Annotated in this window: 18 protein-coding genes; 6 read left to right on the top strand and 12 right to left on the bottom strand. The window is 47.5% G+C overall.

Features of this window, described 5'->3' with window-relative positions; genetic code table 11:
• On the top strand, positions 1-1,681 hold a 1,681-nt coding region (gene ppk1, locus AZ66_RS02350), incomplete at its 5' end, for a polyphosphate kinase 1 (protein ID WP_156159873.1).
• Positions 1,682-1,763: 82 nt separating this feature from the next.
• On the opposite strand, the gene AZ66_RS30335 is transcribed toward ppk1, so the two are convergent.
• Positions 1,764-1,997, bottom strand: a complete 234-nt coding sequence (locus AZ66_RS30335; RefSeq protein WP_197081642.1) for a GyrI-like domain-containing protein — start codon at positions 1,995-1,997, stop codon at positions 1,764-1,766.
• Positions 1,998-2,008: 11 nt separating this feature from the next.
• Positions 2,009-2,437 (bottom strand): helix-turn-helix transcriptional regulator, encoded by a 429-nt coding sequence (locus AZ66_RS02345; RefSeq protein ID WP_044353422.1) that lies wholly within the window; start codon positions 2,435-2,437, stop codon positions 2,009-2,011.
• A 148-nt stretch (positions 2,438-2,585) separates the two neighbouring features.
• On the opposite strand from AZ66_RS02345, the gene AZ66_RS02340 reads away from it, so the two are divergent.
• Positions 2,586-3,437: a hypothetical protein gene (locus tag AZ66_RS02340; protein ID WP_044353421.1), complete on the top strand. Its 852-nt coding sequence runs from the start codon at positions 2,586-2,588 to the stop codon at positions 3,435-3,437.
• A gap of 141 nt (positions 3,438-3,578) precedes the next feature.
• Here the strand turns inward: AZ66_RS02340 and AZ66_RS02335 are convergent, their stop codons facing one another.
• Positions 3,579-4,892 carry an MFS transporter gene (locus tag AZ66_RS02335; RefSeq protein ID WP_044353420.1) on the bottom strand — a complete coding sequence of 438 codons (1,314 nt, stop codon included), beginning with the start codon at positions 4,890-4,892 and terminating at the stop codon, positions 3,579-3,581.
• A 324-nt stretch (positions 4,893-5,216) separates the two neighbouring features.
• Between AZ66_RS02335 and AZ66_RS02330 the strand changes: the two genes are divergently transcribed.
• Both AZ66_RS02330 and AZ66_RS02325 read left to right on the top strand, forming a co-directional pair.
• The gene (locus tag AZ66_RS02330; protein WP_044353419.1) at positions 5,217-6,119 is read left to right on the top strand and encodes a LysR family transcriptional regulator; all 903 of its coding nucleotides are present in this window, start codon (positions 5,217-5,219) and stop codon (positions 6,117-6,119) included.
• 57 nt (positions 6,120-6,176) lie between these two features.
• Positions 6,177-6,989 carry a histidinol-phosphatase gene (locus AZ66_RS02325; protein ID WP_044353418.1) on the top strand — a complete coding sequence of 271 codons (813 nt, stop codon included), beginning with the start codon at positions 6,177-6,179 and terminating at the stop codon, positions 6,987-6,989.
• Between the two features lie 294 nt (positions 6,990-7,283).
• On the opposite strand, the gene AZ66_RS02320 is transcribed toward AZ66_RS02325, so the two are convergent.
• The 7 genes from AZ66_RS02320 to AZ66_RS02290 all read right to left on the bottom strand — a co-directional run bounded on the left by AZ66_RS02320 (position 7,284) and on the right by AZ66_RS02290 (position 14,329).
• Positions 7,284-8,369, bottom strand: coding sequence for a DMT family transporter (locus tag AZ66_RS02320; protein WP_231586702.1), 1,086 nt, complete (start codon positions 8,367-8,369; stop codon positions 7,284-7,286).
• 88 nt (positions 8,370-8,457) lie between these two features.
• Positions 8,458-9,210, bottom strand: coding sequence for a metallophosphoesterase family protein (locus AZ66_RS02315; RefSeq protein WP_044353417.1), 753 nt, complete (start codon positions 9,208-9,210; stop codon positions 8,458-8,460).
• Between the two features lie 139 nt (positions 9,211-9,349).
• Complete coding sequence (locus AZ66_RS02310; RefSeq protein WP_052648348.1) at positions 9,350-10,180, bottom strand: metallophosphoesterase; 831 nt, start codon at positions 10,178-10,180, stop codon at positions 9,350-9,352.
• 364 nt (positions 10,181-10,544) lie between these two features.
• Positions 10,545-10,907, bottom strand: coding sequence for a hypothetical protein (locus tag AZ66_RS02305; RefSeq protein WP_231586701.1), 363 nt, complete (start codon positions 10,905-10,907; stop codon positions 10,545-10,547).
• Positions 10,908-11,116: 209 nt separating this feature from the next.
• The gene (gene sdhB / locus AZ66_RS02300; RefSeq protein ID WP_021258512.1) at positions 11,117-11,881 is read right to left on the bottom strand and encodes a succinate dehydrogenase iron-sulfur subunit; all 765 of its coding nucleotides are present in this window, start codon (positions 11,879-11,881) and stop codon (positions 11,117-11,119) included.
• A 2-nt stretch (positions 11,882-11,883) separates the two neighbouring features.
• Positions 11,884-13,641 carry a succinate dehydrogenase flavoprotein subunit gene (gene sdhA, locus AZ66_RS02295; RefSeq protein WP_044353415.1) on the bottom strand — a complete coding sequence of 586 codons (1,758 nt, stop codon included), beginning with the start codon at positions 13,639-13,641 and terminating at the stop codon, positions 11,884-11,886.
• 16 nt (positions 13,642-13,657) lie between these two features.
• Entirely contained in the window at positions 13,658-14,329 is a 672-nt protein-coding gene (locus AZ66_RS02290) for a succinate dehydrogenase cytochrome b558 subunit (RefSeq protein ID WP_044353414.1), read from the bottom strand.
• Between the two features lie 330 nt (positions 14,330-14,659).
• Between AZ66_RS02290 and AZ66_RS02285 the strand changes: the two genes are divergently transcribed.
• Positions 14,660-15,565, top strand: coding sequence for a LysR family transcriptional regulator (locus AZ66_RS02285; RefSeq protein ID WP_044353413.1), 906 nt, complete (start codon positions 14,660-14,662; stop codon positions 15,563-15,565).
• Positions 15,566-15,673: 108 nt separating this feature from the next.
• A complete protein-coding gene (locus AZ66_RS02280; protein ID WP_044353430.1) occupies positions 15,674-16,444 on the top strand; it encodes a hypothetical protein in 771 nt (256 codons plus the stop codon).
• A 95-nt stretch (positions 16,445-16,539) separates the two neighbouring features.
• Here the strand turns inward: AZ66_RS02280 and AZ66_RS02275 are convergent, their stop codons facing one another.
• A complete protein-coding gene (locus AZ66_RS02275) occupies positions 16,540-17,223 on the bottom strand; it encodes a potassium channel family protein (RefSeq protein ID WP_021252661.1) in 684 nt (227 codons plus the stop codon).
• 39 nt (positions 17,224-17,262) lie between these two features.
• A complete protein-coding gene (locus AZ66_RS02270) occupies positions 17,263-18,621 on the bottom strand; it encodes a TrkH family potassium uptake protein (RefSeq protein ID WP_044353412.1) in 1,359 nt (452 codons plus the stop codon).
• Between the last annotated feature and the right edge of the window lie 34 nt (positions 18,622-18,655).

The raw sequence follows: 18,655 nt of genomic DNA, 5'->3' as shown, positions 1-18,655 counted from the left end.
GAACAAGAGCTTGAATATTGGATTGATCGTCCGCAATACGGACGAGGAAGAAGATGTATTCGCAACAGTAGCAGTGCCTGAAGTATTGCCTAGACTCGTACGTCTACCGACAGGCGCGGACAAGCAGGAGTTCATCCTGCTCGAAGACGTCATCAAGCTGCATATGGACATCTTGTTCAATGGCTATGACATTGTCGATATGAAGGCTTACCGCATAACGCGCAATGCGGATCTGGACATAGATGAGGAAGGCGCAGAGGATCTGCTCAAGGAGATTGAGGAATCGCTTAAAATGCGAAAATGGGGGAATGTGGTTCGGATTGAGGCGGAGGAAGGCATTAGTCATGAACTGCTTCAAATGATCACACAGGATGGAGAGGACGAGCCGCTCGGCGGTGTATACGAAATCGCCGGCCCCATCGACTATACATTCCTGTTCAAGCTGATCCAGCTCGTTAAGAAGCCAGAGCTTCTCTACCCAAGCCATCAGCCGCATCAGCCCCTTCAGGACGGGGAGGATGTATTCACCTGGATTCGCCATCAAGATCGTCTGCTGCATCATCCCTTCGACAGCTTCGATACCGTCGTTCAGCTTGTAAGAGCAGCCGCGCAAGATCAAGACGTATTGGCCATTAAGCAAACGCTGTATCGGGTATCTGGCAATTCCCCGATCATTGAAGCTTTAATCGCAGCTGCGGAGAATAAAAAACAGGTTACGGTACTCGTGGAGCTGAAGGCCCGCTTCGATGAGGAGAACAATATTCACTGGGCGAAGCGGCTGGAGCAAGCTGGCTGCCATGTTATCTATGGATTGATAGGATTGAAGACCCACTTAAAAACACTGCTCATCGTACGACGCGAAGAGGACGGCATCCGCAGATACGTTCATCTGGGCACAGGCAATTATAATGATGTGACAGCCAAACTGTACACCGATATGGGGCTGCTGACCGTCAATCCCCAAATTGGCAGCGATGCCTCAGTGCTGTTCAATATGCTCTCTGGCTTCACCGTACCATCCAGCTTAAATCAATTAAGCGTCGCTCCTTTGTTTTTGCGCCATAAGCTGGAGCAATATATCGAATATGAGATTGAGGCTGCGCGAAAAGGCCGAAAAGCGCACATCATTCTCAAAATGAATGCACTGGTGGATGAAAAACTCATTTCACTGCTATATAAAGCTTCGAAAGCCAGCGTACGCATTGAGCTTATCGTTAGAGGCGTATGCTGCCTCCGCCCAGGTGTGCCGAATATGAGTGAGAATATAACGGTACGAAGCATTGTTGGGCGATTTCTGGAGCATACCCGCATCTTCTACTTCGAGCACGGCGGTAAGAACAAGGTGCTGCTGAGCAGTGCGGACTGGATGCCACGCAACCTCGATCGCCGTGTCGAGGCCATGTTCCCGATCGAGCATTCGGAGCTGAAGCAGCAGATTATTCAAATCCTTCAATGCTATTTGTCAGATCAAGCGAAAAGTCGATTCCTGCAGCCTGACGGCACGTACCGCAAGAAGGCAGCCAAAGGCATGCAGAAAATGCATGCGCAGGAACAACTGCTGAAGCGAGCTGGGGATCGAGCTGAGAAATCAATGAGCCCGGCTACCCTTCCCTTTCAGCCGCGAACACATTCAACAGACGAGCAGGCAATGAATGAAGTAGCCGCAACGTCACAATTCTAGAAAAAGGTCTATTCGTATTGGAGAGCGATCCCACGAGTTTATGTCGGGCGCTCTCCTTTTTTTATCGAACGAGCATGCAATTCTATCGAGTTATGCTGGAGCAAATCGGAACATACAATTTGACTTCGCAGTAATGATCGTTAGCTACTGAGACGTCAATCGATTCAAAGAAGAAGGAATCCGCTCGGACATACCCCGAGTTCGGCAGCCACTCCTCATCGATGTATGACCAGATCGTGCTCAAATGTTGATAGGTGAGCTGGTTGGGATGGATGTCTCCAATATATTGAAACACAGCATACTTATGTGTCTCCACCCGTTCACCGCTCAGAAGGCTGGCTTCAACACGAATCCTGTCTCGAAAACGATGCCATTGTTGTCCAATTGTATAAATTCGGCGATGTTTATTTTTTCAGTAAGATTAACAGTAAAGCGCCCTTTTCTGAACTTAGAGGGCGTCATCCCATATTCACTTACAAAAGCCCGTATATAAGACTGTTCGTATTCGAAGCCATATTCCTGCGCGATATGTAGAATAGGATAGGTGCTATGCAGCAGCATATCCAGACTAGAGGCCAGCCTTCTCGCCCTTACATAATCCATCAACGGACGGCGTGCAGCAGCACTCATCGCCCGATGCAAATGGTATTTCGATATATAGCAAGCATCCGCAATCTCATCCAATGCTATTTTTCTGGACAGATTGCTCTCTATGAATTCCGTCGCTCTATAAATACTACTCACCAGGTTATCCATGGATCATTCTCTTTCTGAGATTTATTGTTTCATTCCCTGTTAAACTTAGCTGCTAAATTTACTCCCCAAAATTGAGCAAGATTCGTTCATTTCCTTACACGGCTATCCCCTAGAATGTAATAAAATATTGGTAAATGGGGTGACATTCATGAATGTGCAGGAACTGGCCAAGCATTATAAGACTGGGAACTTCCCCCCACATCTAGAACAGTATCTTCCTACGGCATTACGCTCACAGCTTCAAGAAATGAACGCTGAAGAAATCGAAAGCTTATTAAATCAGATCATGCAAAGTCCAATTGACTTGTCTCGCCAATGGAGCCAAGAATTAATCGAGTTTTATCACACAGCAGCTTGGTACCATTTATTTGTTGAGCTAAGTATCCCATCCCATGCATCCCTATACGAAATAGCTGCGGGTGATACGGTATGTATTCCAAGAGCACTTCACGCATTCTCCAGCGGTGCAACCTATGTGACAGCAAATCTAAATAAAGAGTTATCTCATCAGTTCATGCACAAAACGGCTGACTTGGACATCCAAGTCAAAATTATTGAAGATAACGGGAACAATTTATTGCAGTATTATGAGCCTCATTCTTTCGAAGTCATTTCTTTCCATCATGCGATTAATGATATTATACAGACGATAATTGCAGATATCGAGGGAATCGATACCATCAACAATAATTGGTGGGATATCGAGCCTCAATTACTTCAAGCTGTGATGAGCTATCACAATCGAGGAGAACTACGAAAGGCAGCCTTTGAGCCATTCATCAACATTATCGATACTTGCATGAGGCTGTTGAAAAAAGGGGGTTATCTCATTTTTGACAACTGTACCTATGCTGGATATGAGCAAATGGGGTATTCTTCAGAGTTCCACAGTGCATATATTCAATTGGTCAGAGGGTGGATTGCTGAGTCGAACATGGGACTGAAAGAGGTTGAGTTGAAATCGTATGACAAGCAATGGTGGATGATTATGACAACATAAGCATGGCTCCTTCCATTGAATGGGTAATCTCTTATCCGATGAATACGTAGTCTCTTTTCCGAGATAACGCACAAAGAAAGACCCTATCCAGTATGCCCCTCTGCGTAAAGCAGTACAAACATACGGATTAGGGTCTTTCTATTAATGTACAGGTATCTCCTTACCCCCAGAAGCATCTGTATTCCAAGTATCCTCCTCCATCGCTGCTTCCTTGCGCCCTTTCTCAATATCTACGAATGCAAGCAAAATAATACCGATAATGAAGAAGCCCAGGATAGACAAGATTGCCAGGCGTGTAGAACCGGTCATTAAGCCCACCATGCCAAAGACGGCCGGACCGATGGAAGCAGACACTTTGCTCGATAAACTGAGGAACCCGAAAAATTCAGATGCGCGGCTAATCGGCACCATCTGACTGTAGACAGAACGCGCTACTGCCTGACTTCCCCCTTGCACCATGCCAACAAGGAAGGCTAGGATGTAGAAATGAAGCGCTGTTGTCATAAAATAACCAAAGAACACGATGACGATATACGTACTGAGTGATACGTACAAGGAACGCTTAGAACCTAACCTGCGGGCGAACTTCGCAAACAAGTAGGTGAACGGGATTCCGACAAATTGGGTAATAAGCAGCGCAATAATCAGATGGCTCGTCTGAATGCCCATTCCTGCACCATATATCGCCGCCATTCCAATAATCGTGGAGATGCCGTCATTGAAAAACCAGAAGGACACCATATACTTCAATAGCTCAGGGTAATGCTTCACCCGCTTAATCGTTTGAGCTAGCCGGCCGAAGCCTTGCTTCGTGTAATAAGACACCGATTGCCGATCTGTACGTACAGGATCCTGTAAGTGGCGGAATATTGGCAATGAGAAGAGCAGCCACCATATTCCTACGGACAAAAATACGGTCTGCGTGGCAACGAGCTTATTCGGAAACCCTAGCATCTCCCATTTCTCAAGCATGACAATGTTGACCGCCAGCAGCACACCGCCACCGATGTATCCGTACATGTACCCTTTGGCAGATATTTCGTCCCGCTCATCTGGTGCTGCAATCTCGGGCAGAAGAGAGTCATAAAACGTATTGCCTCCAGAAAAGCCTATCGTCGCCAAAATAAACAGTACCGACACATACAGCCAATCTCCATTTCCCGCGAAGAACATAAGCATACATGCCACGGAGCCGCAAATCGCAAAGACACGCAAAAATGCCATCTTGCGGCGTGATAGATCAGCCATTGTTCCCAATATCGGAGACAGCAGTGCGACAAGGATCATGCCGATCGTCTGTGTAAAAGCCCAATAGCTCGTCGCCTCATGATTCGGAAGTCCTGAAGCAGCCACAGACTGATAAAAGATAGGGAGAACTGCCGCCAACATCGTTGTCGCAAAAGCGGAATTCGCCCAATCATACATCATCCAACTGCGAACCTGTTTCGAACGCATTGTTTTCCCCCTAAGCTATAACGTAACGTTGTTGAGAACGTCTTCATTTCATTGTGCGGCATGGCCTGCGCGGCGGTCAACTATTTCAATTATTAAGTTTTCATATAAGCTGCCGCATTGGTAAACATTGCTCATCGGCATAGCTTCCTTAACTAATCTAATGTATAATGAGAAAAACATTTTATTAGTACAACAAAAGCGATAAATTGTATTGAAGCTCCGTTCTCACACCCTATTTCGGATTTTACATATTCACCACCATGTACACATCTCACACCATATTTTAGTCCTATGTCAAAATAGGCAAGAAAGGGGGAAACAGTCATGAATTTAAGCCAGTTGGAAACACTAATCACCATTTCCAAGACGATGAGCTTCCGCAAGGCAGGAGAATTGCTTAACCTGACTCAACCTGCCGTGTCCGCTCAGATCAAAAGCTTGGAGGATGAGTTCAAAACGGTGCTCATTGACCGCAACCAACCTGTCACCCTGACAGACAGCGGCAAAGTATTTTTGGAGCATGCAACGCGCATCTTAGATATCGTCGACGAAGTGAAACAGAAGCTGAGTGATTTGAACCAAATTCCGCAAGGGCATATTGTTCTAGGTACAACGACTTCGATTGCTATTCAAATCCTGCCGCGGATTCTTTCCTATTTTCAGGATCAATTCCCACTCATTAAGACGACCATTATGTCCATGTCATCCTCACAGATCATGGCACATATCGAGAATGGCACCGTTGATATTGGCATCGGATATTTGAACGAACCGAATCCGAATCTGAATACGTCTGTGCTCTACTACGATTCGTTCGAACTCGTCGTCTGTCCAGACCATCCGCTGGCCAAGCATGAGCATGCAACGGTTGATATGCTGAAGGAAGTTCCGCTCATTCTATTGTCGCCTGATACTGTAGGCCGCAGGTTCGCCGAAGAAACCTTCCGCCAATACAATATCACTCCTCATATCGTTATGGAGTTATCCAGCAGTGAGGAAGTGAAGCGGATGGCCGAGTTAAATCTTGGAGCGGGTATCATTTCCAAGCTATCAGTCAGCAATGAACTGCGTCGCGGCACGCTGAAGATCGTTCAAATTCATGAACTCGAAACCGCTCATCCTGTTGGGGTTATGTATCGCTCAGGCCGTTACTTGAATTCTGCCATGCAGCAATTTTTAAATGATGTGAAGGGCATGCCTGAAACCCAGTTCATCGGTTCCGAGTAACGATAACGCTCACTTCGTAGATATGACACTACCACTCAATGAACAGGAGGGGAAGCTATGAAATTCGATTTGCACACTCATCATTTTCGCTGCGGTCATGCAGATGGCAACATCCGTGAGTATATTGAGGCGGGGATCGCCCATGGACTTCAAGTTATTGGCATATCCGATCACACGCCCTATTTCGGCCAGGATGAAGATCATCCGCATCCGAATATTACGATGGCCAAAAGCGATTTTCACAACTATGTAGACGAGGTGCTGCGCCTCAAAAAGGAATACGAAGGCCGCATCGACGTGCTGCTGGGCATCGAGTCAGATTATTTCCCTGAGCATGCGGAGACCTATCGCAAGACGCTTGCAAAATATCCGTTCGACTACATTATTGGCTCCGTTCACAGCACAAATGGCGTCAGCATTTTCAATAAAAACAGATGGAAGAAGCTAAACGCCGAGCAGCAAATTGCTGAAAAACGGATCTATTATGAGATGATTCGTGATTCTGCTCGCACAGGCATGTTTCAAATTTTAGGCCATATTGACGCCATGAAGGGCAACTATCCCCCGTTCTCGGACATTCAAGCCCCTGACATTATCGACGACACCTTGAAGGTCATTGCAGAATGCGGCGTTGCCATCGAAATCAATACATCCGGGAAAACAAAGCTGAGCGGCGGCTGGTATCCAGCGGACGCCATCTTGGAACGTGCCCTTCATTTCGGAGTCGAGGTTAGCTTTGGCTCGGATGCACATAAGCCTTCCCGCGTCGGCGAGGACTGGGAGGAAGTCCGCTCTCGGCTGAAGGACATCGGATTTACGTACTGGGTGTACTATAAAGAGAAGCAGAAACAGGTCGTACCCATTGATTAACTTGTCAGGAGGCACGACCATAGTTCGATTATTATAGTTATATATCACGCGCAACATAAAGATGCTTCTGGGGCATAAGGAACTTCATCGGGATACGAAGTTCATGCAGTGCTCTGGCTGCATCTTTCTTTTATGATACGGAGTTAAGGGCAAAAAAAAGGGACCTGTATCTCACAGATCCGTCTCAAGGGATATATATTCATCAAAAGGGGGTCTTGTTATTAATATACCCTCTGTACATTAACCAACGTTAACAGGAATATTACCATTGTGTAACAAATCATTAAGCCTGTGTTAAACCGCCCTCTGAACTGCCTTGCGAGCAGACTTCTCTGCAGAAGATCGATTCACCACAATGATCCCTGCAACAACAAGGCCAAGTGCTGCCAATGTCCCACCATTCCAAGATTCATTCAACAGCCATGCGGATAATAGTACTCCAAACAACGGAATGAGGAAGAGGAACATCGATACTTTCCCTACCTGATTATATTTCATAATCAAATTCCACAAGCTGAATCCCGCTGCCGACAAGAAGGCCAGATAGAGGAGCAGCAGCAAGGATGAGGCATCCCATTGAAAGGGAGCGAAACCAGCACGCCATGCGCCTACCAGAATAAGCCCAATTCCACCTAGAGCCATCTGGCGTCCAGTCAGCCACAATACCGGAAAATCACGCGACTCATGGCGCGCCAGCACATTCCCTATCGCACCGAACAATGCCGATAATATCAGGCACACATCACCAATGCCAAATGACATACCTGCGCCGCCTGTATTACTGAAGGTTACAATAATAACGCCCGCGAACCCCAAGCCTAATCCGAGTATCTTGCCGATTGTGAAGCTTTCACTGCGATCAACCACCCGTGCAATGACCATTTGGAAGAAGGAGGTTGCGCCAGTAATAATCGCGCCTTTCATTCCGGTACTTAAACTTAGGCCTATATAGAAGAAAATATACTGCAAAAAAGTCTGTATGACTGCAAGACGTGTGACTCGCCAGCCAACACGCCGAGACTGACCGTAATGAACCCCATCAGCTCGCGTTCCACGATTCATGCAAGCAGTCAATAGAATGAGCATAAGTCCAGCCAAAGCAAATCGATATCCTGCAAATACCCATTGTTCATAAGCCGCGTCCGAGCCAATCTTGAGTGCTTCATACCCAAGCTTAATCGCCGGCATCGCGCTTCCCCACAACAATGTAGCAATGATCGCACTTACGGTCATGCCTACAGGGTGAGTGAACCATTTCTGCGCTGTCACTGATGTATCCACCTTTCTACGTGCGGCTTCCGCCGCCTCTTGTCCATAATGCTGCGAGTAGATCATGCTCTGATCCGCTACGATCACATTAAGTTCTAGTTGAATGTGCAACAATAATGCCGCCCTAATTAGGGCGGCATCGTCATTGACCTATTCTATCCTAGCATGAATGCACGCTGACAACAATCATTTCCATCAATTATTCTTCGTTCTGATGCAGCCCGCGAAAGACCCCTGTACGCAGCTCTCGCACATACGGCTTCACCCCAGGCATATCACTCATTTCCGCAGCCCGAACAGCCTGCTCAATATCATAAGGAACACGGTGGAAATGAATAGAGAACTCACTTTGCTGTACTTGCCCGAAATAGCCCTGCAGCATCACATAAGAGGCTTGCGTCATGTCTAGCGGATTGCCGACACTGCCGCAGTTCACTAACGTATGCCCTCTAAAATGCTGCAAGAAAGCATTATGAATGTCCCCATAGATGACCACATCTGGTAATTGGCATGGGTGGAGCGGTTCCGTCAATGACGCAGTGAAATCGAACATGGCAAGGCGATTCTCTGCAGCATCCCATGGCTGTACACGAGTGAACACACTCTGTGGGGATGCATGGAACAGGCGAATATGACGCCCACTCATATTGAAGTCATAAGAGAAGGGGAGCCGTTCCAGACGGGCTAACCGCTCTGAACCAAGCCGCTGTGCATGCCAGCAGAACTGCTCGTCATCTTCAATCTGCCGAACAAGCTCATCCCAATTCCCTTTGACGATTACATCGCAATATTCAAATAACATATCAACAACTTCTGCGGGGTTTGGCCCTTTCCCCACTAAATCGCCTAGGCAGTATATTTTTTCAGCGCCTTGTCGCTGAATATCATTAAGCACGGCTTCTAGCGCCTGTAAATTCCCATGTATATCGGAAATGATAGCTATAGACTGCATGTCGCTTCGTCTCCTCCCTAATATCAGCATTATACACCCTAAGGGGATAAGCCGAATACTACTGATCATCACGAATAGCCATGTGACCCTACTAATATATCTTTGCTATGCCTCAAACGGGCTCATTATGCATAACACCTTATCCAATTGATCGCAAGGTAAGCAAGGTCCATTCCGGCGGGCATAGCAAGCGAACGGGCAGAAACGTCGTCCCCAATCCTCTGCTCGTATAAATGTGAAGTGGGCGATTCGGTCTATCTATACGCTCTAGCATGTATAATCCATCCGGATACCGCTCACCTAAAGTTGGAAGGAACAAGGGTCCCACCAGTGGCACACGAACCTGACCTCCATGACTATGACCAGACAATTGAAGATCAACTTGATAGTTAAGGGCAACCGTTCCCCAATCCGGTTCATGAGCGAGCAGAATACAACACATCTTACCCGATACCCCTTGCATTGCACGTGTCATATCAGGAATTCCTTCCAATGCGTCGTCGATTCCCGCCAGAGCGAGCACTTCATGATTCCTCCTGAGTATCACATTGTCATTCCGCAGCACGCGGATTCCTGCCGTTTGCAGCGCATTCTCCACAGCTTTTGCGCCTCTTCCCCGATAATCATGATTGCCAAGCACAGCATAGGAACCATATGGTGCTCGCAGTTGGCGTAGGATTGGTACAATCTCTGCTGGAACCACATCCCCATGATCAACAATATCTCCTGTAATGCATATCACATCCGGTTGATTGGCTTGTACATCTTGGACAATGCTCGCCAGCTTCGATTCACTTAGATGATGCCCGTAATGGATATCGGATATATGCGCTATGGTCAGACCGTTGAAAGAAGCCGGCAGTCCGTAAATATCCAGCTCAAGCTTACGCTGCCGGATATTGTTAGGCTCAATGAATCTGGCATAGCCCCCAATCGCGAAAGGCAATGTTACCACTGCCCCTACCATCATGCGCAACAAACGCCGTCTTCCCGGATTCGCAACTGTATTCGGATTCGTGTCTCTCGTCATTGGAGATTTTATAGCTATCCCCTACCTTTACCTCGTGCATTCGGTAATCGCCGATTCCTATGTATGACTATCCTGTCTCGTCCTTTTATTATGAATCAGCTCTGTATTCAATGCAAATCCTAGTGAGGGTGATTTATCCATGTTCCCATTCGTTTGGAGTAGAGAGCCTGTTTGGCTATCAGAACGTATTGTGTCACATCCCACTATTCCTATTTCGCTTCGTCTATACAACAACTGCCGACCACTATAATAGGGCCGGCAGTCCATTGCCTGTATCGATCTCCACGAATTGATTGCGCTTCCATTATCCTGGTGAATAATACTCTACATACGGCTGAGCCGCATGCTCGATTAGCGAATCTAAACGCTTACAAAACATTGAAACACTCGTTCTCCAACGCTGAAGCCTTTCCCTCTCCATGATGGAAGGCCCAATTCCGAAATGCTCCTCCATGCATTGTTCCAGCGCCTCTTCCATCATCTTCATGTCCGAGTTGGCAGCACTAAGCTTGACTATGTACGCGGTAAGGCAATCGTATTCATCGTCCGGCGCCCCAAGCGCCCGCAGTCCTAGTGGATCCCACTCGTCCACCAGCAGCTTCACCTTACTGAAGAGGCTGTTCTCGTACCAGCTGTTCGTGTCCTGTATTGGCAAATGGACTATCAACTCGGCACCCCCTAGTCATCTTCACAAGCTTCCAGCGCACATTCAAGTTGTTAACCAATACTATAATCGAAAATTCAGTTTTGGAATACAAATTTTTCTTAAAAATTTTTTGCTTCGCTTTGACTTGTTTCACGCTCATAACGCCATACGTGGATATCCGAATTATCTGTATAAAAAAACGCCCCTATTCGGGGCGCTCCTACCTTACTTTATTGCATAAACCAGCGTTTGAACATCAGCTTCGTTGTGTCTTTATTCATCTCAGCAATAGATGTCGTAAGCGGAATTTCCTTCGGACAAGAACGGACACAGTTCTGGGAATTGCCGCACCCTTCAATACCGCCGTCCTCAAGCAATTGTTCCAAGCGCTCGTCCTTATTCATTTCCCCTGTCGGATGCGCATTGAACAATCGAACCTGAGAGATTGGAGCAGGCCCGATGAAGCTCGTCTTCTCATTTACATTCGGACACGCTTCCAGGCAGACACCGCAGGTCATACACTTCGACAATTCATACGCCCATTGTCGCTTCGTCTCCGCCATACGAGGCCCCGGCCCGAGGTCATACGTACCGTCAATCGGAATCCATGCCTTGACTTTCTTCAAGGCATCGAACATGCGCTGACGGTTAATCACGAGGTCACGAACAACTGGGAACGTCTTCATTGGAGCGATTCGAATTGGCTGTTCCAGCTTATCGATCAACGCGGAGCAAGCCTGTCTAGGCTTGCCGTTAATGACCATAGAACAAGCTCCGCACACTTCTTCAAGACAGTTCGATTCCCAGCATACCGGAGCAGTTGATTTACCGGTTGCATCCACAGGATTTCGTTGGATTTCCATTAATGCGCTAATGACGTTCATATTCGGGCGATATGGGATCTCGAATTCTTCCGTGTACGGCTGCGCGTCCGGCGCATCCTGACGCGTCACGATCAACTTGACTTTTTTGGATTGAGCCACAGCTTCCGCCATCGTTATTCCCCTTTCTTCTTGTTCGCCGTATAGTCACGCTTGCGCGGTTTGATAAGCGATACGTCCACGTCTTCGTATGAAATTTCCGGTCCATCCGGGGTCCATGACGCAATAGTCGTCTTCAGGAACTGCTCATCATTGCGATCCTGGAATTCAGGCTTGTAATGTGCCCCACGGCTTTCGTTACGAAGCAGCGCACTCTTCGTCATGGCTTCCGACAACTCCAGCATATTCCACAACTGACGAGTGAAGGCTACCCCTTGGTTGCTCCAGCGAGCCGTATCCGTCATGTTGATTTTGCTGTAACGCTGCTTCAATTCCTTAATCTTGTTGATTGTATCTGCCAGCTTGTTATTGTAGCGAACGACAGTCATATTGTTGGTCATCCATTCGCCCAGTTCCTTATGGATGACGTATGCATTTTCCGTACCGTCCATCTTGAGCAAGTCCTCATATTGGGATGTTCTCATCTTTGCTTCACGTTCAAATACGCTTGCCGATACATCCTCTGTCGCTTTGCTCAAACCGCGGACATACTCTACTGCTTTTGGTCCGGACACCATGCCGCCGAAGATCGCTGACAACAGCGAGTTCGCTCCAAGACGGTTCGCTCCGTGGTACTGGTATTCACACTCACCTGCTGCGAACAAGCCCTTGATATTTGTCATCTGGTTGTAGTCGACCCACATGCCGCCCATTGAGTAATGCACAGCAGGGAAGATTTTCATTGGTATCTTGCGCGGGTCGTCACCCATGAATTTTTCATAAATTTCAATAATTCCGCCGAGCTTCACGTCCAGCTCCTTCGGATCTTTATGCGACAGATCGAGATAGACCATGTTCTCGCCGTTGATGCCCAGCTTCTCATCTACGCACACATGGAAGATTTCGCGAGTCGCAATATCACGCGGTACGAGGTTCCCGTAAGCCGGGTATTTCTCCTCAAGGAAGTACCATGGCTTGCCGTCCTTATACGTCCAGATACGACCGCCCTCACCGCGAGCCGATTCAGACATAAGACGGAGCTTGTCATCTCCCGGGATAGCTGTCGGGTGAATTTGAATGAACTCCCCATTCGCATAACGAACGCCTTGTTGATACACTGCGCTGGCCGCAGTCCCCGTATTAATGACCGAGTTTGTTGTTTTGCCAAAGACAATCCCTGGTCCACCTGTTGCCAAAATAACGGCATCCGCAGCGAAGTGCGTAATATTCATGCTGCGCAAGTCCTGCGCTGTAATGCCTCGGCATACGCCTTCATCATCCACGATGGCAGAGAGGAATTCCCAATGCTCATACTTCGTTACAAGCCCCTCTGCCTCCCAGCGGCGCACTTGCTCATCAAGCGCATACAACAGCTGCTGGCCCGTTGTAGCTCCAGCAAATGCTGTACGGTGATATTGCGTCCCGCCGAAGCGGCGGAAGTCAAGCAAGCCCTCTGGCGTACGGCTGAACATAACGCCCATACGATCCATCAAGTGGATGATGCCAGGCGCTGCTTCACACATCGCTTTTACAGGAGGCTGGTTCGCCAGGAAGTCTCCCCCATATACCGTGTCATCGAAGTGCTCCCAAGGGGAATCCCCTTCACCCTTCGTATTTACCGCGCCGTTAATTCCGCCCTGCGCACAGACGGAGTGAGAACGTTTCACTGGAACTAATGAAAAAAGGTCGACGTGAACGCCTGCTTCCGCTGCTTTGATCGTTGCCATAAGACCAGCAAGTCCTCCGCCAACGACGATAATGTTCTGTTTTGCCATAATGCGTCACCCTCCCTTAACCTATGAATGGAATAATTGATTGAACCGCTTCTGCCGCTTGGAACTCAGCAGAACGGAATCCGAATAACGACAATGTGAACATGACTGCCATAATAATGAACAAGCCCATGCAGATTTTTGCGGATACATTTTGTGCGCGTGGACCAACCGTAATGCCCCAGCTTACGAGGAAAGCCCACAATCCGTTCGTAAAATGATAGGATGCAGAAATCGCACCGACCAAATATATGATAAACATAATTGGAGAAGTAATAATGTCATGCATGTATGTGCCAAGCTGCTCATGCGTAATATTGCCAAGCGCAATCTGAACACGTGTTTCGTACACATGCCATGTGACAAATACGAATGTAATGACCCCTGTTATCCGCTGCATCAAGAAAGCTACGTTACGGCCGTAATTATAATTGCCTACGTTGTTCTTGGATGTGTACGCAATGTACAACCCATATACGCCGTGATACAGAAGCGGAAGCCAGATGCCAAACAATTCTAGGAAAAATATAAGCGGCAATTCATTCAAAAATTTGACACTGCCCTGAAATGCTTCCTTCCCGCCATCGAACGCAGCGTAGTTCGTCAGCATGTGCTCGACAATGAAGAATCCGAGCGGAATAATTCCAAGAAGCGAGTGCAGCTTGCGCGAGTAAAAATATCCTCGTTTCATAAGCGTGCCGGTTCCCCTTTCCATTTGTGTCCCAGTAGATTTTGGTAATAAACATCCTCATTTTACCTGTGCATGTCGAAAGCGTCAATAATTTGTCACAACGAAAAACCACTGACATGACGCAATTGTTACCGCTTTCGACAACATTCGCGGTTCTTCCTGCAAACCGCTCTTCTGTAGTTATGTGAACAACTTGTGACACTACCATGTTACTCCTAATCCCCTTATAATGGAATTGCAATGTTTTTATATCTTTTATAACTAAAACGCATAAGAAGCCATTCATTTTTGCGCTTAGCTCACCATTCATATCGTAGGAGGCTATGAAATATGCTCGATTTGTTAGAATCATTCGCAGCGGTTGTGGAACTGACGAGCTTGAATCAAGCAGCGAAGCGGTTGAATATCTCTCAGCCGGCTCTATCCAGGCAAGTAGCGAAGCTTGAGGAAGAGCTGGGTGTAGAGCTGTTTATCCGGAATGGCAAGCGGCTGGAGCTAACGCGCGTTGGCCAGCTCACGTACGAATTTGCAATCGATATTCGCAATCGTCAGCTCGATTTCTTGAAGTCCATTGCGTCCTTCAAAGCAGAAGGCCAATCGTCCATCACTATTGGGGCCAGCTTAACCACACTGCAGACGACACTGCCGCTGTTCATCTCCTCCTTCGTCGAGAAGCATCCGGACGCAAGACTCAAGGCAGTTACCGGCAAGACGCATGAAATCATCTCGCTTGTCCGCGAACAATCCATTGATCTTGGCATCGTCGCCGATGCGATTCGTGAGCCAGGGTTGATGTGTATTCCATTGTTTGCGGATCATCTTCAGTTGGTGCTGCCACGCCGTCATCCACTTGCCAGCATCCGCAATTGGACGATGTCCCGCTTGGACGGTCTGCCTATGCTTCTCTTCTCTAAGGGAACCTGGTACCGCAAGCTTATCGATGATCTATTCCGCCGATACCGCATCATGCCTGATATTCGCATGGAGATCGATTCCTTCGAAGCGATAGTTCGCTTGCTCACGACCTGTCATGCAGCTGCTTTGCTGCCACGCTCCTATCTTCGGTTGGAATGGCTCAAGGATAACGATCTGATTGCCGTACCCCTGAAGGAATTGAGGCAAACCGAACGTGTAACTTCCATTGTATATGGGGAACAAGCACTGCTGAGTCCTATCGCTACGCAGTTTATTGAGGAAATTATGGAAGCAGCATCATTATCACAGCTAGGGAAATAGTCATGGATAGAAAGGAAAAAGGAGGATTACACTCGTTTGCTGTCGAATGGAGTAAGATTAGACAAAAAACATTCTCAACTAGGGGAGAATAAGGAGGAAATGGAAACCATGGTTGTATGTAATCGTTGTGGCAAGCCAATCAACGACAATGAGCCCCATCAGTGCAGCGCAGGGGCAGGGGCTGCCTCGTCGCAGCATGCTAGTTCCGCAGCAGAGGCATCTGTACAGCAAGTATCCGCCACTGCTGAGACAGCGTCCCACAAGACACCAGGCAGCACTGTACCTGAATGGGCCAAGTCAATTGACAGCAAGAATATCCTTCAACTGCTGAAGAATCCGGCAAGTGCTCGCAATCTTGCAGTCTCTGATTGGGTGTATGCGGTCATTGCCGCGTTAGTCTCCGCACTGGCCTTTGCCTTGTTCGGCTACACGCTCTTTGGAAGCTTGTTCGCTTCACTAATGGGTCCACTTAGCTTATTAGGCGGTTCAGGTTCTCTGACCCCGCCATTTAGCTTTTTCATTCAATTGTTCATTTATCAGATTATTGGATTGGCCGCACTCTTTATTAGTATTTGGTTCATTAGCCGTTGGAAGGGCAGCAAGCCGCTTGATTTGAAGACGACATTTGTCCAATTGGCTGCTATGCAAATGCCTTTCGGCTTAGGATTTGTGCTCGCATTCCTTCTCGCGATCATTGGTTTCAGTTCATTAGCTGTTGCAGTAGCAGCATTCACTTGGTTCGTATCCGTTATTCTGGTCACGACCGAAGCAATGGAGCAGACAGAAGTTGTACGTCCGAATCGCTTTCTGTTCATCACAGCAAGTATGGGTGCCTACTTCTTCCTGACTTATATCGTATTCAAAATTGTAGTCATGTAGAGCCATTTTACATAAGCAATAAGCCTGCAGTTGTCGCTTATCCATACAAGCGATGACTGCAGGCTTATTTGTGACCTTCTATGGCAAGGGATGCTTTACGATTTTTTATCGTTCCCCTTCAACATAAATGCTTCTTCAAAATCTTCGATTTGCGTATTCGTACCGATCATAACCATAATATCTTTCTCATCAAGCACATCTTCGGCTGATGGTGCAATAATAATGCCTTTCGGCTTATTCAGCGCCACGATGCTGCACCCGAACTTAGCTCTTGGATTCACATCCTTGAGCGCCATTCCTTGCATGCAGCCAGGCACGCTCAGCTCTGCAATGGTATATTCCTTGGACAATTCAATGTAATCCAGCAAGTTCGGTGATACAAGTTGGTGAGCTACGCGAATGCCCATATCCCGCTCTGGGTAAATAACCCTGTCCACACCGATCCGCTCCAGAACACGTCCATGCAATTCGGAAAGTGCTTTGGCGACAACCTTCTTCACGCCAAGTTCCTTCATCTGAATACTAACCAGAATGCTCGTCTGAATATCGTCACCAATGGCTACGATCGCACAATCGAAGTTACGTATGCCGAGTGAGCGCAGCACCTCTTCATCTGATGCGTCCGCTACAACTGCATGGGTTACGAAGCCCATAACATCCCCAATTACTTCCTCATCTTTATCAATGCCTAGCACCTGGTGTCCAAGCTTTACTAGCTCCTTCGCGAGACTCGAACCGAAACGTCCCATCCCGATCACTGCAAACTGCTGCAACTCCATATCCCTGTATACTCCTTCGTCCGTTACAATCTAACTTGCTTATCCTATCGTTATTTTTCCTTCTGGGTGTCGGTATAATTCCCGCTCATTTTTCGGGCCTAACGCATAAGCCAACGTTAATGGACCAAGACGGCCTGCAAACATCGTCAGGCTCAGCAGCACTTTTCCGATATCTGATAAATCCGCCGTCAATCCCATTGATAACCCTACCGTTCCGAAGGCCGATGTTGTATCGAATAATATCATCAGGAAGCTATGATCTTCTGTTGTCGACAATATCATCGATACGATAATGACCAAGAACAATGACAGCAGCGTTAGTGTAACTGCTTTGAAGATACGATCCTTGGCGAGTCGATACCGGTAAATGACGATATCTTCTTTCCCGCGAATCATAGCAAATACGGCTCCGATGAGAATGGCGAACGTCGTCGTCTTAATACCACCACCAGTGGATCCTGGTGATGCCCCGATGAACATCAAAAGAACCATAAAAAATTGCGAGGCTTGGCGCATGGCTCCGATGTCAATCGTATTCGCTCCAGCGGTACGCGGGCTGACCGACTGGAACAGGGATGCCCAGAGCTTCTCCCAGCCATTCAAACTGCCTAACGTGCGTGTATTGGTAAATTCAAATATAAATATAACGACCGTTCCGATTACAATGAGCAATCCCGTCATCGTTAACACGATCTTCGTATGCAGAGACAACTTGCGAGTACGCTTGTATTCCACCAAATCGGACAAGACGATAAATCCAATCCCGCCAAGGATAATAAGCAGCATCGATACCAGGTTAATAATAGGGTCTCCGACATAACTGGTTAAGCTCGAAAACGGCCCACTGACAGAGCCGAACAAATCAAAGCCTGCGTTATTGAAAAAAGAAACAGCATGGAAGATACCGAAATAAATGGCCTTGCCTAGCGGAAGATCAAATGCCCATCGCACGGAGAACAGTACAGCTGCCGTCCCCTCGATACATACCGCAAACAAGATCACTTTACGGATAAGGCGCACGATGCCTTCCATGCTGCCCTGATTAAGCGCTTCCTGTAATATAAGCCTTTCCTTCAGCGATATCTTCTTCTTCAGTGCTAATGCGAACAGCGTTGCCATTGTCATGAATCCAAGCCCACCAATTTGGATAAGCAGCATGATGACCACCTGCCCGAATACGGTAAAATGAGTGCCCGTATCCACCACAATGAGCCCCGTCACACAAGTTGCTGACGTTGACGTGAACAATGCATCGAGGAATGGCAGCGGAATCCCATCCGCATTTGATATCGGAAGCATGAGTAGAAATGCGCCCAATAATACAATTGCTGCAAACCCTACAACCAGAATTCGCGGTGGTGTCAGATTGAATCGAATGGCCTTTTTTGTTCCCTCCACGGGAGTCACCTCTTTTTTCCCCACGAAAAAAAGC

This window comes from Paenibacillus sp. E194 (assembly GCF_000935845.1).
GTDB classification, from domain to species: domain Bacteria; phylum Bacillota; class Bacilli; order Paenibacillales; family Paenibacillaceae; genus Paenibacillus_B; species Paenibacillus_B alvei_B.
The sequence above is the reverse complement of the archived record's forward strand: the minus strand, read 5'-3'. Positions and strand labels throughout refer to the sequence as shown.

Coding starts and splice junctions, on each gene's coding strand:
- AZ66_RS02345 (WP_044353422.1), bottom strand. CDS start 2,437: ATGGATAACCTGGTGAGTAGTATTTATAGAGCGACGGAATTCATAGAG.
- AZ66_RS02340 (WP_044353421.1), top strand. CDS start 2,586: ATGAATGTGCAGGAACTGGCCAAGCATTATAAGACTGGGAACTTCCCC.
- AZ66_RS02335 (WP_044353420.1), bottom strand. CDS start 4,892: ATGCGTTCGAAACAGGTTCGCAGTTGGATGATGTATGATTGGGCGAAT.
- AZ66_RS02330 (WP_044353419.1), top strand. CDS start 5,217: ATGAATTTAAGCCAGTTGGAAACACTAATCACCATTTCCAAGACGATG.
- AZ66_RS02325 (WP_044353418.1), top strand. CDS start 6,177: ATGAAATTCGATTTGCACACTCATCATTTTCGCTGCGGTCATGCAGAT.
- AZ66_RS02315 (WP_044353417.1), bottom strand. CDS start 9,210: ATGCAGTCTATAGCTATCATTTCCGATATACATGGGAATTTACAGGCG.
- AZ66_RS02310 (WP_052648348.1), bottom strand. CDS start 10,180: ATGATGGTAGGGGCAGTGGTAACATTGCCTTTCGCGATTGGGGGCTAT.
- sdhB (WP_021258512.1), bottom strand. CDS start 11,881: ATGGCGGAAGCTGTGGCTCAATCCAAAAAAGTCAAGTTGATCGTGACG.
- sdhA (WP_044353415.1), bottom strand. CDS start 13,641: ATGGCAAAACAGAACATTATCGTCGTTGGCGGAGGACTTGCTGGTCTT.
- AZ66_RS02290 (WP_044353414.1), bottom strand. CDS start 14,329: ATGAAACGAGGATATTTTTACTCGCGCAAGCTGCACTCGCTTCTTGGA.
- AZ66_RS02285 (WP_044353413.1), top strand. CDS start 14,660: ATGCTCGATTTGTTAGAATCATTCGCAGCGGTTGTGGAACTGACGAGC.
- AZ66_RS02280 (WP_044353430.1), top strand. CDS start 15,674: ATGGTTGTATGTAATCGTTGTGGCAAGCCAATCAACGACAATGAGCCC.
- AZ66_RS02275 (WP_021252661.1), bottom strand. CDS start 17,223: ATGGAGTTGCAGCAGTTTGCAGTGATCGGGATGGGACGTTTCGGTTCG.